Below are 13,769 nucleotides of genomic sequence, written 5' to 3' on the forward strand. Positions count from 1 at the left end.
AGGCAATGGGCAATAGGCAAAAGGCAATGGTGAAAAGGCAGAAAATTTCGGGTGGTGCAAGGCCCGTTATACTGATCAAAATTAGCGAGCCCACTCACTACTGACAACTCACTACTGACAAATACACTAACAAACAAAATATACACAATGAAACGCATACTCCTCCCCATATTATTGATCGCTTCAGCAGCTATCGTATTTACAAGCTGCAAAAGCAATGCAAAAGCAGCCGATGTGGTTGATGAAGCCATCGCTGTAAAAGTGCAGCCGGTTACCACTACCCAATATGCGCCTGTGCTGAAATATTCAGGCAGCATGGCGTCTACAAGCGAAGCCCGGTTGTCGTTCAAGATAGGTGGTATTATTTCAAAGATCTATGTAAAGGAAGGCGATCACGTGGCAAAGGGACAACTGCTGGCTACACTCGATCTTACCGAAATAAATGCCCAGGTACAACAGGCTGCCCAGGGCGTTGAAAAAGTACAACGCGATGTAAAAAGGGTAAAGAATTTATACAACGATACTGTAGCTACGCTGGAACAGGTACAGAATACCAATACCCAATTACAGGTGGCCGAAGAAAGTTTGCGCATAGCCAGGTTCAACCAACAATACGCCCAAATACGCGCTACGGAAAGCGGGATCATACTTAAGAAATTAATGAATGAAGGCGAACTGGCCGCTGTTGGTTCACCGGTGTTTGAATTCAATGGAACAGCAGGTAATGATTGGGTGATCCGTTTTGGTGTATCGGATAAAGACTGGGCCGTACTGAAAAAAGGGGAGAAGGCTACAGTAGAGTTCGATGCCTATCCCAACAAAACCTTTACCGGCATCATCACCGAGGTAGCACAGGGCGCAGATATAGCCAGCGGTACTTATGAGATAGAAGTAAAAGTATTACCCGGTAATGCCCGCTTTGCTGCCGGTTTGTTCTCCACTGTAAAACTGCAGCCGACCGGCGAACAAACCGTAACCATAATGCCAGTAGAAGCATTGACCGAAGCAACTGATAAAACAGGGTATGTATATACGGTTAATACCGATGGTAAAACAGTTACTAAAAACAAAGTGACCATTGCCTTCCTGGAAAACAACAAAGCTGCTGTTGTTAGTGGCTTGGACGGTGCAAAGGAAGTGATCACAGAAGGCGTAGGTTATCTCACCGACAAATCAATTGTAAAGGTTATTAAATAACAAGCATAATGAAAAAGGAAACTACCATCAGTGATGATTTGATTACCGTGCTGGCCCAGTGGTACGCACAGACAATTAGAAAATATCAACTCATCTTTTCATTTCCCGCGTATTAAAAAAGTTACAAATCTCAAATCAGGCTGTTATGAAAATAACTGACTTCTCAGTAAAAAATTATCAGTTCACACTCATTGTGTTTGTGATGCTGATTGCTATAGGCGTTAATTCGCTGCTGAATATGCCCCGGGGAGAAGACCCCGACTTTCAGGCGCCCACCTTTAGTTTGGTAGTGGTGTATCCTGGTACCAGTCCGAAAGACATGGAAGAGCTGGTGGTTGATCCCATTGAAAAAAGAATGAATGAACTCGACGACATCAAACGGATCATCAGCCGCATCGATGATGGCCTGGCCGTATTACAGGTGGAGTTTAAATATGAAAGCGATCCTGATAAAAAATACCAGGATGTGGTAAGGGAAGTTGATGCGTTGAAAACACAACTGCCCCGGGATATTACCGATATCGATATCCTTAAGTTCAGTCCGGCCGATGTAAACATTTTGCAGATAGCCCTTATGAGCGAAACAGCACCTTACAAAGACCTGGAAGAATGGAGCAAGACATTAAAAGAAAGGCTGGAGAAAATAAAAACTTTAAAGAACGTTGACAACTGGGCCTTCCCCCAACAACAGGTTCGCGTATCGCTGCAGTTGGAAAAGCTGGTGCAATATGGCATTCCGCTCAATAATGTTTTAGGCGCTATACAAAGTGAAAATGTGAACATTCCTGGTGGTAGTATTGAAATGGGGGAGAAGAAGTTCAACATAAAAACCAGTGGTGATTATAAAAGCGTAGAAGAAATAAAAAACACTATTGTCAGTAATGTAAATGGCAAACTGGTTTATGTAAAGGATATTGCCGAGGTTAACTTTAATTATGAAGAACAAACCTATATCGGTCGCCTGAATGGCAAACGCGGCGTGTTTGTAACCGCCAGCCGTAAAATGGGCACCAACATCTTTGCGGTGGAGAAAGAAATAAAACCAGTACTGGAGAAATTCCAAAAAGAACTGCCCAAAAGTATAGGCTACGAACAAAGTTTTGATAACGCCAAAAGTGTGCATACCCGCCTGGGTGGGTTTACCCGCGACTTTGCCATTGCCATCTTTCTGGTGTTGTTAACCTTGTTGCCATTGGGCGTACGGGCCTCGGTTGTGGTGATGATCTCTATACCCTTGTCCCTGGCCATTGGGTTGTTTCTGCTCGACATGTTTGGCATTACTATTAACCAGCTGAGTATTGTAGGTATGGTAGTAGCATTGGGGTTACTGGTTGATGACAGTATTGTGGTAGTGGAAAACATCGAACGTTATCTGCGCATGGGTTACAGCAGGCGCGAAGCAGCCATGACGGCTACCAAACAAATAGGGCTGGCGGTTATTGGTTGTACCGTCACCCTGATCTTTGCCTTTTTGCCGCTGATGTTCTTACCGGAAGGTGCGGGTGATTTCATTCGCAGTTTACCCGCAGCCGTTGTGACCACAGTGCTCGCCTCATTGTTTGTTTCGCTTACGATCGTCCCGTTCTTGTCGAGCCGCATTTTAAGCAGTCATGAAAACCCCGAAGGCAACCTGTTCCTGCGTGGATTGAAGAAGTTCATTGGTGGATCGTATCGCCGGTTGCTGCACAGTGCTATTGCACGCCCCGTTACTACCTTGCTGGTAGCGCTGGTGATCTTTGTTGGTTCGCTGGCATTGGTTCCGGTTGTAGGTTTTAGTGTATTCCCCGCTTCAGAAAAACCGATGTTCCTGATAAATATAGAAACGCCATTGGGGACCAGTTTGCAGGCCACCGACCAGGTAGCACGGTATGTAGAAAAAGAGATCAACAGCATTCCCGATCTGAAGAATTACGCTACGAATGTAGGTAGAGGTAATCCCCGCATTTATTACAACGTGATCCCGCAAAACGAAGTAAGCAACTATGCGCAGTTGTTTGTTCAGTTGAAAGAAACACCGCCTGCTGAAAAACGAAAACTGATCGATGAACTGCGCACCAAATTCAAACATTATCCCAATGCAAAAATTGAAGTAAAGGATTTTGAACAGGGGCCGCCGGTGGAAGCGCCCATCGCCATCCGCCTGTTTAGTGAAGACCTGGATACTCTGCGCAGCCTGGCTTTCAAAGTAGAAAATTTGCTGAAGAAAGCACCCGGTACCATTTACGTGAACAATGAACTGACCACCCTGAAAACCGACCTGCAGGTAAAAGTGAACAAAGAAAAGGCCGGGTTATTAGGTGTACCGGTGAATGAAATAGACCGCACCGTTCGTATGGCAGTGGCCGGACTGAACATCGGTACTTTCAGAAAAGACAATGGGGATGAATACAACATCACGGTTACCCTGCCGCGTGGGGATAAGCAGACTTTCGATGCATTCAGTAAAATATATGTTACCAGTGTGAAAGGCGCTTCCATTCCACTGAATCAGTTGGCCGATATCCGTTTTGAAACTTCGCCCGTTACCATTAAGCACTATGATAAAGACCGCTATACCGTAACCACTGCTTTTGTTCAAAGTGGTTTTAATACCGGTAAAATGACCGAAGGCATCATTAAACAGCTGGATACGATGCATTTTCCACCCAACTCCCATTATGTAGCAGCCGGTGAAGTGGAAGCCAGCCAGGAAAGCTTTGGCGGATTAGGCACTATTGTGTTGATCACGATCTTCGGCATATTAGGCACGCTGATCCTGGAGTTTAAAACTTTCCGCGGAACGTTGATCGTGCTGTCTGTAATACCATTAGGAATTATCGGCGCCGTGTTGATGTTATTGGCTACCGGCAATACCTTCTCCTTCGTGGCTGTAATTGGGTTGATTGCCCTGATCGGGATTGAAGTTAAGAACTCGATATTGCTGGTTGATTATACCGATCAACTGCGCAAGCAGGGCATGAGCCTCGACAAAGCCATACAGGAGGCAGGTGAAACGCGCTTTGTCCCCATCATCTTAACCACGTTAACAGCCATTGGCGGCCTGCTGCCGCTGGTGATGGAAAACAATCCGCTGTATTCACCGCTGGCATTGGTGATAATCGGAGGACTGATCAGCTCTACACTGTTGACGAGGATTGTGACGCCGGTATTGTATAAGTTGTTGGCACCTAAATTAGGGCAATAGATAGAGGGCAGAGGGCAGAGGGTAGAGGGCAGAGGGCAGAGGGCAGAGGGCAGAGGGCAGAGAAATGTAGGCGGCACAAGGTCGGTTATTAGTCTCAAAGTGAGCGAACCCACTCACTACTCACTACTCACTACTCACTCACTTCTTCAAAGCGCAAGAGGCAACCAGTTACGCGGTTGCCTCTTGTTTTATGTGCGATACTAACTAATTGTAGGATGTGCTTTAAACGGACGGGTTCTGTCGAATTGGTACCGGTAAGTAGTCAATACGCGGCTGCGGAAGGTATCGCCAAGGCTGGTGGCTACGTTCAGCATTTTAGGATTGAAATCGCCAATCCATTGCATTTCGTATTCAGTATACGGTGTTTGCCATTGGATCACTTTGCCCGATTCAACGATCATATAGGCATCGATGCCCTTGCCCTGAAATTCAGGTACAATACCAAATACCAGTCCCGTACATTTCTTACAGGGTTTGGATCTTTTGATCCACAGGAATTTCAGTTTGTGGTACCAGCTGAATTGTCCGTTCAGGTATTTGAACCACTGGTTCAGGTCGGGCAGGTTAATGAACATGGCAATCGGCTGTTCTTTATGATAGGTGAACCAGATGATGCGTTCATCCATCACCGGTTTCATTTTTTTGAACATCAGGACCACCTGTTCTTTCTTCATTTCTTTTAAACCGCCATGGCCGGCCCACGCTTTATTATATATATACGCAAAATCGGTCGCGAATTTCTCGAGCTGTTTTTTATCGATGGGAATGCACTTGTAATCGGCGGTAGCGTATTGATCGTGCCGGGCGTGCATTTTATCGCTGAGTTTTTTCTTGGGGTCTATGCCAATGCAGATCTGGTTAAAGAAAGGCCGGAATCCATAGGTTATGAAAAGCTCCTTATAATACGGCGGATTATAATTCATGCAATACAGCGGTTCCTGATAGCCTTCGGTAACCAGTCCCCACCAGCGGTCGCGTTCGCCGAAGTTGATGGGGCCGTCCATGGCTTCCACACCGCGTTGCAATAACCAGTGTTTGGCTACATCAAAAAGCATGTCGGCAGCGGGCTGGTCGTTGGTACAATCGAAAAAGCCAATGCCGCCTACGGGAAATTCATCGCCTTTGTTCCGGTATTTCCTGTTTACAAAAGCGGCAATGCGGCCAATGAGCCGGCCATCATTGTCATACAGTACCCAGCGGGTACATTCACCCTGGCGGAAAGCCTTGTTCTTTTCGGGATTAAACACTTCTTCCACATCCTTATCGAGGGGACGGATATAATTTGGGTTGGACTGATTTAGTTCAACATTGGCCCTGATGAAATCTTTGCCTGCTGTGGTTGTAATAACTTCGGTTAATTGCATGTTCGGATATAAGGATATCGCATAGTCCATTTTCAAAATACAAATAAAGGGAAAAAAGCGGTAAAAAGTAGCCGGTTACCAGGCACCCGTTACCGGCTACTGTGTATAGGTTGCTGATTTACAGGTTGCACGCAACAAGTTAATCAGTAACGTAAATGCGGAAGCATATAAAAACCTTTACCAGGCAACCAGAATCCGGCAACTGGAAACCAGCTTTTTTCAACAGGGGCGGCACTTTCCAAAAAATGTACTCGTTTAAAATTCCAAAATACCCTTCGTTCACTTACCTTTGCAGCCGAAATTGAAAATTTTGGTTGAAAGCGCTGGTAAAGCGTTGTAAATCAAATCCCTAATTAAAACGCTCACGCAAAATCAAACTATATTATGCCAAATGTTGGTAAGATCAAGCAGATTATCGGTGCTGTAGTGGACGTGCAGTTTGAAGGAAAACTCCCCGAAATTTATAATGCGCTTGAATTGAAGCGCCAAAATGGTGAAGTACTGGTGCTGGAAGCACAGCAACACCTTGGTGAAGACAGCGTACGCTGTATTGCCATGGACGGTACTGAAGGCCTGGTACGGGGAATGGAAGTATCAGATACCGGCGCTGCTATCGCCATGCCAACCGGTGAAGCTATCAAAGGTCGTTTGTTCAATGTAACCGGCGATCCTATCGATGGATTACCCGCTGTACCAAAAGCTGGTGGACGTCCGATCCACAGTAAACCCCCAGCCTTCGAAAACCTGAGTACTGCTACTGAAGTACTGTTTACAGGTATTAAAGTAATTGACCTGATTGAGCCATACGCAAAAGGTGGTAAGATCGGTTTGTTCGGTGGTGCTGGTGTGGGTAAAACCGTATTGATCCAGGAGCTTATTAATAATATCGCGAAAGCATATTCCGGTTTATCAGTGTTTGCAGGTGTAGGTGAAAGAACACGTGAAGGTAATGACCTGATGCGTGAGATGATCGAAGCCGGCATTATGAAATATGGTAAAGATTTCATCCACAGCATGGAAAATGGTGGCTGGGATCTGAGCAAAGTGGACATGAAAGAACTGAGCGATTCAAAAGCTACTTTCGTATTCGGACAAATGAACGAACCTCCGGGTGCCCGCGCCCGTGTGGCCCTGAGTGGTCTTACTATCGCTGAGTACTACCGCGATGGTGATGGACAAGGCAAAGGCCGCGACATCCTGTTCTTCGTAGATAATATCTTCCGTTTCACTCAGGCTGGTTCTGAGGTATCGGCCCTGTTGGGACGTATGCCTTCAGCGGTAGGTTACCAACCAACCCTGGCTACTGAAATGGGTCTGATGCAAGAGCGTATCACTTCAACTAAAAACGGTTCAATCACTTCAGTACAGGCGGTATACGTACCTGCGGATGACTTAACTGACCCCGCTCCGGCTACTACCTTCGCCCACCTGGATGCTACTACCGTATTAAGCCGTAAGATCGCTGACTTAGGTATCTATCCTGCGGTTGACCCGCTGGATTCTACCAGCCGTATCCTTACACCGGCTATCGTTGGTGATGCTCACTACAACACCGCTGACCGCGTAAAACTGATCCTGCAACGTTATAAAGAATTACAGGATATCATCGCCATCCTGGGTATGGATGAGTTGAGTGAAGAAGATAAACAAACCGTATTCCGCGCCCGTAAAGTACAACGCTTCCTGTCACAACCTTTCCACGTGGCTGAGCAATTTACCGGTTTGAAAGGGGTACTGGTTCCCATCGAAGAAACTATCCGTGGCTTTAACATGATCATGGATGGTGAGGTTGATGAATATCCAGAAGCAGCGTTCAACCTGGTTGGTACCATCGATGATGCTATCGAAAAAGGTAAGAAACTGTTGGCACAAGCCCAGGGTTAATCCCTGCCCCTAAAAGGGATTTAACAATTATCAAGCATTATAACACATAATATGAACCTTGAGATTTTAACTCCGGAGAAAAAGCTGTTCAGTGGTGAAGTGTATGGCGTTCAACTGCCTGGTATAACCGGTAAGTTCGAAGTGCTTGACAAACACGCTCCGCTGGTAAGCGCACTGACATCCGGAAGGGTAAAAGTGTTAAAAGATAAAAGCAATCACCTGGCTTTTTATGATATCCAAAGTGGGTTTGTAGAAGTGGTAAGTAATAAAGTTACCGTTCTGGTAGAAGGTGCTACCATTATTGGATAAGTCACCATAGTTTCAACTGAAATTAACTATACGTCCCCCTGGGTTTCCCGGGGGGATTTTTGTTTTAAAAGGGCAGAGGGCAGAAGGCAGAAGGCAGAAAGAATACACTTCCGCGCGGCAAGGGAGAGCTACCAATTCCCTTTGGCAAAGGGGAGATAAAACATCGCCTTCGCCGCGTCGCGGTTCTCTGCCTTCTGCCCTCTGCCTTCTGCCCCAAAATAAATCGTGCAATATGTAAATCAGGCGTTCGTCTTTTGAATAGCGGCTGAAGACTTATTAGCCATCAACCAGATATCATACAACAGATCCGATTTGTCGGCAGCCGGCGCCAATGGGGCTTCAACCGGCATTACCAGTTTTCCGTTTTTCTGTAACTGCCAGCCGGTAATACCTGCCGGAGACAAAAAATGATGGGCGTTGTTATTGGTAGTTAACCTTTCTGCTTCGTATAACGGCAATGCCCGGTGGCCAGCCAGCGACAGATCACCCTGCCATACATTCAGCAACTGCGGCAGTTCATCCAAACTTGTTTTGCGCAGGAACATCCCCACTCTGCTGATGGTAATCTTTTTCGTGGCATCCTGAACGATGGTATTGAACTTATACAAATTGAATATGCGATAGCCACGGCCGGTTCTTAAGGTAGTATACAATACCGGTCCGCCGGTGTCCAGTTTCACGGCCAGCGCCACCAACAGCATCAGTGGGCCTAATATGGCCAGTAATACAGAGGCGATCAACAGATCCAATCCTCTTTTCACCACCGCCTTTACATCGGCATATGGACGAAAGAAGGTTTCCACCTTACAGGTTTCGGGTTGGTGTACCCGTTTCTGTTTCATTCTTTGTAAAAAGCTCACCTTGCGCAACAGGGCAGGGGCGGTAAATTCATTCAGATATAACAACTCATCGATAAACGCATACCGTTTAAAGCGGTTTAATTCTTCATTCGACAGCCCGGTGGCCTCAACAATAAACGGCACATCAGCCATTATTTTATGGCTATAGATGAATTGGTGCAGTTCAGCCAAATGGTCCGTTCCCAGGGTCCCTTCGGCAATGATCATGGAAGGGATGGTAACGTCATCGGCTTTCTTCAACAACCGTTTTAAGGTATACAGGGCATTGTCGGCGCTGAGGGTGGTATAACCGAACTCGAAGTATTCCTTCAGCTTTTCGGTATAACGGGTTTGCGTACCTATATAAAAGAACTGCAACTTCTTTATATCAGTTGGTTCTTTTTCGGCAGGCAGGCTATAGCGCTTGTATGTATTAATGATCTTTTGGGTAGGTAGAATTGTTAGGTCCATACCATCGGTTTTTGTTTTTCAATTCCGGTTATAAAACCGGCTTTCGCTTAGTTCACTTCGTTCTCATTCAATTTTGAAGCCACCCTGCTCAAGAGTTTTTGGACTGTTTCACTTAGTTCGAGCGGGTTAAAGGGTTTCATATAATAATCTGCTATTCCATATTTAAGGCATTTGGCGGCAGTAGCATCTTTATCCAGGGATGATAACACGATCAAAGGAATATCCCGGTAAATAGCGCTCGATGAAAATTCGGTGATCAGTTCCCAGTCCTGCACATCGGGTAACTGCGGTTCTGCAATGATCAGGTCGGGCAGGTTCTTTTTCGCTAACCAAAACATGGCCGAACAGGCATCGGGGGCGGTAACTACCTGGTAATCTTTTCCAAGTACCGTGTGCAATAAGAACCTTATTGCTTTGCTATCGTCGATAGCCAGAATACATCTTCTCATTCTCGTACGTTAATTGCTGAAAACAATGGTTTGTTTTCCCAAGGACGTATGGATACGTACGGTTCGCACAGGTATTGAAATAGTTATCCTATGACATATGGCTGCCAGGAATCGAATAGGTTGGTACAAAACGGCTTTACAGGATTGTTAGATTAACACGTTGGGGTTAACCGGTCCGGGGGGAATTTCCAAGGATTTGTGGTGTTGATGTGAGCTACAAACAGTTAATCCTTATGGCTTTCAATGGATGGACACAATAAAAGTAGTAACAAAACCCAATAAATCAAATACCCGGGAGTGGGTAGAAAAGGCATATTTATTATTGATCAGTTATAAGTTATTCGCTAAGTGAGCATTATATAGAAAAGAGCATTTAATGAGTATTTATCCACATGGCGGCCCGTTTTTATCTTATTAATTGATATACATGGAGTTTTACGCTATTATCAACATCTTAACAGCTATAATTTATTGGGGAATTTCCCCATTCGCTAATTTGCAGGAAATTAATGGCTATGAAGAAATATTTATTGACTGCCTGTTTGTTTGCATTATGTAGTTTAGTGGCTGTGGCTCAGGATAGGGAAGGGGACGAATCTTCGAATGGTGGTGGTGGTGGTTTCGATAAAAGCAAACTGTTCTTTGGCGGTAATTTGGGTTTGGCCTTTGGCAGTTATTCAACCCTGGTAAATGTATCCCCACAAATAGGTTACCGGTTTAACCGGTATCTGGCAGCTGGCGCCGGTATCAATTTTCTTTATAGCAGCAACAAGTATGATTATGCTGGTTATAAAGAAGAATATGGTGTTACTGGTTTGAATGTCTTTGGCCGCTTTTACCCGATTGAATATATTTTCTTACAGGTTCAACCCGAAGCCAACTATACCTGGCTCAAGTATCATTTTTATAATGGCGAGCCTGATGAAAAGCTTCCCAATAAGATCGTACCTTCCTTATTAGGTGGCATAGGTGCAGCCATACCTGCTGGCCGGGGATATTTTATTGTAACTGCCAATTACGACCTGCTACAGAATGAGCGCAGCCCGTATGGTAACAGAGCTTTCTTTAATTTTGGTTACAATTTCGGATTCTAATTGAAGACAGGGCAGAAGGCAGAGGGCAGAGGGCAGAAGGCAGAGGGCAGAAGGCAGAGGGCAGAAGGAAGAGGGCAGAAGGAAGAAAGCCGTGACGCGGCAGGCGTGAGTCGTGAAAGGGTTCGCGATTATATCGGACTCCTAAAAGCTCGCGAGCCCACTCACCACTCACCATTCACCACTCACTTGTCAACGTGTCAACTCTGTCAACCGATCAACCAATCTTATTAAATATCTCAACCGGCGTATCACAGAAAATGATACGGTCTTCCGGTAACTCATACAGGAAGCCTTCTTTTTTCAGTTGTTGCAAATGCAGTCGCAGGTGGTTGTAAAAACCATCTGTATTCAGGATGTATATTTTCTTATCGTGGATCTTGAGTTGATTCCAGGTAAGCATTTCAAACAATTCGTCGAGGGTGCCAAAGCCGCCGGGTAATATAATGGCGGCATCGGCCATTTCATACATCATCTTTTTTCGGGTATGCATATCAGGCACTACAAACAGTTCTGTTAAACCGGTATGCTGGGTTTCCCATTCTGTAAGAATTTTGGGTATTACGCCCATTGCTTTTCCGCCATTGGCCAGAACCGAATCGGCAATTACCCCCATTAATCCGGCTTTACCACCTCCGTATACCATCCGCAGGTTCAGCAGGGCGATGAGTTTGCCGAGCTCTGTCGTGTGCTTTACGTACATGGGGTTTTGTCCATTCTTTGATCCGCAAAAAACTGCTACCGATTCTATTTTCATATAGGCTGTTTTAATTACAGACATATTGTTAAAAAAATGCCTGTCAGTAGCTAAGATAAATGGATTATCAGCAATAGTAAAACACATTTTTATTACCTTCAGACCCTAAGTTTGAATAAGGGGGAGCGCGGTAACAGTGAGCAGAATTTAAAGTAAGAATAATCTGATGAATGCAGGCCAGGCAGCGCAAACCAACTTCTATTCAGGCTTTTAGCCCAAAGAACTTATCCGACTTTAACGAACCGTTTAATCATCTTTAAATTATGTCTGCATCCCTGTTGTTCTCTTTTGTGATCGGTTATTTTCTTTTGTTGCTGGTTGTTGCGTGGGTTACTTCCCGCAATTCGAACAACGATTCTTTCTTTATAGGTAACCGCAATTCAAACTGGATGCTGGTGGCCTTTGGAATGGTGGGCACATCGCTGAGTGGTGTTACGTTTGTATCGGTGCCTGGTACGGTGGGTGATTTTGCCGGCAATGTACATAAGGGATTTGCTTATTTCCAGGTGGTGATCGGTTACTTCATTGGATACCTGGTAGTGGCTTTTGTGTTGTTGCCGCTGTATTACAAAATGAACCTTACCTCCATTTATAATTACCTGCAAAAGCGCTTCGGTACCATTGCCTATAAAACGGGGGCTTTATTCTTTATTATTTCCCGCACGGTAGGCGCTACTGCACGCCTGTTCCTGGTGATCTTTGTACTACAGGAATTTATTTTGAAAAACTTTGGTGTTCCCTTTGTTGTTACCGCGCTTATCATATTAGTGATGATTTTGCTGTATACATTTGAAGGCGGAGTAAAAACCATTGTATACACCGATACATTGCAAACCACCCTGATGCTGGTAGGACTGGTGGCTACCGTGGTATTTATTTTAAATAATCTGCATATTTCGGTAGGCGATGCCATGCGAACACTGACGGAGAAAGGCTACACAACTATTTTCAATACCGATCCCAAAAGTGGTGGGTTCTTTCTAAAACAGATCATTGGCGGAGCTTTTATTACCATCTCAATGTTTGGGCTCGATCAGGAAATGATGCAGAAAAATATCAGTGTAAAAAACCTGAAAGATTCCCAGAAAAATATGATCACCTTTAACCTGGTGAGCGCCGGGGTTAACTTTTTGTTCCTGTTGCTGGGCGGTTTGTTGTACCTGTATGCATTGAACCATGGAGCAGAATATGCCCAGGCCACAAATGCAGCAGGCGCTACCACCCATCAATTTATGGTCAATAATCAAAATGTAATGGGTGATGCCCTGTTTCCTACCATGGCTTTGCAAATGATGCCGCAGGCGATCTCCATCATCTTCATTATTGCGCTGATCAGCGCCCTGTTTCCCAGTGCAGATGGTGCCCTTACCGCATTGACCTCATCCTTTTGTATAGATATCCTGGGGCTGAAACGCCGCACGGACCTGACTGAAAAACAACAAAAGAAATTACGATTAACGGTGCATCTTAGTTTTACCGTGATCTTCCTTGTTTGTATTATGATTTTTTACACGATAGGAAGTCGTAGTATCATCGATAAAATACTTGATCTGGCCGGGTATACTTACGGCCCGCTGCTGGGGCTTTTCGCATTCGGTATTCTGAGTAAAAGATCATTGCCACAAACAATTGCTATCACCATCATTTGTTTGGTCGCACCGGTTTTGTGTTATTTCATCAAACAATATTCAGTACAGATCTTCGGTGGCTACCAGGTAGGGATTGAGTTGCTTATTATAAATGGACTCCTGACCTATCTTGGTTTATTAAGCATTTCAAAAAAAGCCGAAGCCCTGCAACAATAAAAGTTTTTAGCTGTTAAAAAGAGAATGCCTTCCGATGTACCGGGAGGCATTTTATTATGATTACACTTATGTATTCAAAAAAATGAACAGCTTATAAACTAAAATATAAAATAGCTCGTTTAATACCTACCATTACAATTACCGCTATACATTAAACGAAGAAAGTTACATAGTGCGATACAAACCATCCTTGAATAGCATAATAACATTACCCAAATAATATTTACGATAGCTGGAGTGTTTAGTCTGAGGTCGGGAGGCCATTTTTTGAAGGTGAATGGATTTTTACTCCCGACCGAGGGCTAAGCAATACGAATGCAGCTGTAAGCTTCAGGCTGTAAGCTATAAGCGATACACCGCGTCGCGGCTTTCTGCCATCTGCCATCTGCCTTCTGCCTTCTGCCTTCTGCCTTCTGCCT

Annotated in this window: 10 protein-coding genes; 6 read left to right on the top strand and 4 right to left on the bottom strand. The window is 44.8% G+C overall.

Annotated elements, in window-relative coordinates; translation table 11 throughout:
• The first annotated feature begins 147 nt into the window (after positions 1–147).
• Both BMX95_RS06865 and BMX95_RS06870 read left to right on the top strand, forming a co-directional pair.
• Positions 148–1,197 (top strand): efflux RND transporter periplasmic adaptor subunit, encoded by a 1,050-nt coding sequence (locus tag BMX95_RS06865; protein ID WP_081201230.1) that lies wholly within the window; start codon positions 148–150, stop codon positions 1,195–1,197.
• A gap of 145 nt (positions 1,198–1,342) precedes the next feature.
• Positions 1,343–4,381, top strand: a complete 3,039-nt coding sequence (locus tag BMX95_RS06870; RefSeq protein ID WP_081201231.1) for an efflux RND transporter permease subunit — start codon at positions 1,343–1,345, stop codon at positions 4,379–4,381.
• 200 nt (positions 4,382–4,581) lie between these two features.
• Here the strand turns inward: BMX95_RS06870 and BMX95_RS06875 are convergent, their stop codons facing one another.
• Positions 4,582–5,745 (bottom strand): hypothetical protein, encoded by a 1,164-nt coding sequence (locus BMX95_RS06875; RefSeq protein ID WP_165758964.1) that lies wholly within the window; start codon positions 5,743–5,745, stop codon positions 4,582–4,584.
• Between the two features lie 384 nt (positions 5,746–6,129).
• On the opposite strand from BMX95_RS06875, the gene atpD reads away from it, so the two are divergent.
• Both atpD and atpC read left to right on the top strand, forming a co-directional pair.
• Entirely contained in the window at positions 6,130–7,629 is a 1,500-nt protein-coding gene (gene atpD / locus BMX95_RS06880; RefSeq protein WP_081201233.1) for a F0F1 ATP synthase subunit beta, read from the top strand.
• A gap of 51 nt (positions 7,630–7,680) precedes the next feature.
• The gene (gene atpC, locus BMX95_RS06885; RefSeq protein WP_081201234.1) at positions 7,681–7,938 is read left to right on the top strand and encodes an ATP synthase F1 subunit epsilon; all 258 of its coding nucleotides are present in this window, start codon (positions 7,681–7,683) and stop codon (positions 7,936–7,938) included.
• Positions 7,939–8,177: 239 nt separating this feature from the next.
• On the opposite strand, the gene BMX95_RS06890 is transcribed toward atpC, so the two are convergent.
• Both BMX95_RS06890 and BMX95_RS06895 read right to left on the bottom strand, forming a co-directional pair.
• Positions 8,178–9,248 carry a sugar transferase gene (locus BMX95_RS06890; RefSeq protein ID WP_081201235.1) on the bottom strand — a complete coding sequence of 357 codons (1,071 nt, stop codon included), beginning with the start codon at positions 9,246–9,248 and terminating at the stop codon, positions 8,178–8,180.
• Between the two features lie 47 nt (positions 9,249–9,295).
• Positions 9,296–9,697 (bottom strand): response regulator, encoded by a 402-nt coding sequence (locus BMX95_RS06895; protein WP_081201236.1) that lies wholly within the window; start codon positions 9,695–9,697, stop codon positions 9,296–9,298.
• 515 nt (positions 9,698–10,212) lie between these two features.
• Between BMX95_RS06895 and BMX95_RS06900 the strand changes: the two genes are divergently transcribed.
• Complete coding sequence (locus BMX95_RS06900; protein WP_133053954.1) at positions 10,213–10,791, top strand: hypothetical protein; 579 nt, start codon at positions 10,213–10,215, stop codon at positions 10,789–10,791.
• Positions 10,792–11,005: 214 nt separating this feature from the next.
• Here BMX95_RS06900 and BMX95_RS06910 read toward each other — a convergent pair whose 3' ends face one another.
• A complete protein-coding gene (locus tag BMX95_RS06910) occupies positions 11,006–11,545 on the bottom strand; it encodes an LOG family protein (RefSeq protein ID WP_242673153.1) in 540 nt (179 codons plus the stop codon).
• Positions 11,546–11,808: 263 nt separating this feature from the next.
• On the opposite strand from BMX95_RS06910, the gene BMX95_RS06915 reads away from it, so the two are divergent.
• On the top strand, positions 11,809–13,350 hold the full coding sequence (locus BMX95_RS06915) for a sodium:solute symporter (RefSeq protein ID WP_081201239.1): 1,542 nt from the start codon (positions 11,809–11,811) through the stop codon (positions 13,348–13,350).
• Positions 13,351–13,769 lie beyond the last annotated feature (419 nt).

The organism is Niastella yeongjuensis (assembly GCF_900110245.1).
GTDB lineage: Bacteria > Bacteroidota > Bacteroidia > Chitinophagales > Chitinophagaceae > Niastella > Niastella yeongjuensis.

Coding starts and splice junctions, on each gene's coding strand:
- BMX95_RS06865 (WP_081201230.1), top strand. CDS start 148: ATGAAACGCATACTCCTCCCCATATTATTGATCGCTTCAGCAGCTATC.
- BMX95_RS06870 (WP_081201231.1), top strand. CDS start 1,343: ATGAAAATAACTGACTTCTCAGTAAAAAATTATCAGTTCACACTCATT.
- BMX95_RS06875 (WP_165758964.1), bottom strand. CDS start 5,745: ATGCAATTAACCGAAGTTATTACAACCACAGCAGGCAAAGATTTCATC.
- atpD (WP_081201233.1), top strand. CDS start 6,130: ATGCCAAATGTTGGTAAGATCAAGCAGATTATCGGTGCTGTAGTGGAC.
- atpC (WP_081201234.1), top strand. CDS start 7,681: ATGAACCTTGAGATTTTAACTCCGGAGAAAAAGCTGTTCAGTGGTGAA.
- BMX95_RS06890 (WP_081201235.1), bottom strand. CDS start 9,248: ATGGACCTAACAATTCTACCTACCCAAAAGATCATTAATACATACAAG.
- BMX95_RS06895 (WP_081201236.1), bottom strand. CDS start 9,697: ATGAGAAGATGTATTCTGGCTATCGACGATAGCAAAGCAATAAGGTTC.
- BMX95_RS06900 (WP_133053954.1), top strand. CDS start 10,213: ATGAAGAAATATTTATTGACTGCCTGTTTGTTTGCATTATGTAGTTTA.
- BMX95_RS06910 (WP_242673153.1), bottom strand. CDS start 11,545: ATGAAAATAGAATCGGTAGCAGTTTTTTGCGGATCAAAGAATGGACAA.
- BMX95_RS06915 (WP_081201239.1), top strand. CDS start 11,809: ATGTCTGCATCCCTGTTGTTCTCTTTTGTGATCGGTTATTTTCTTTTG.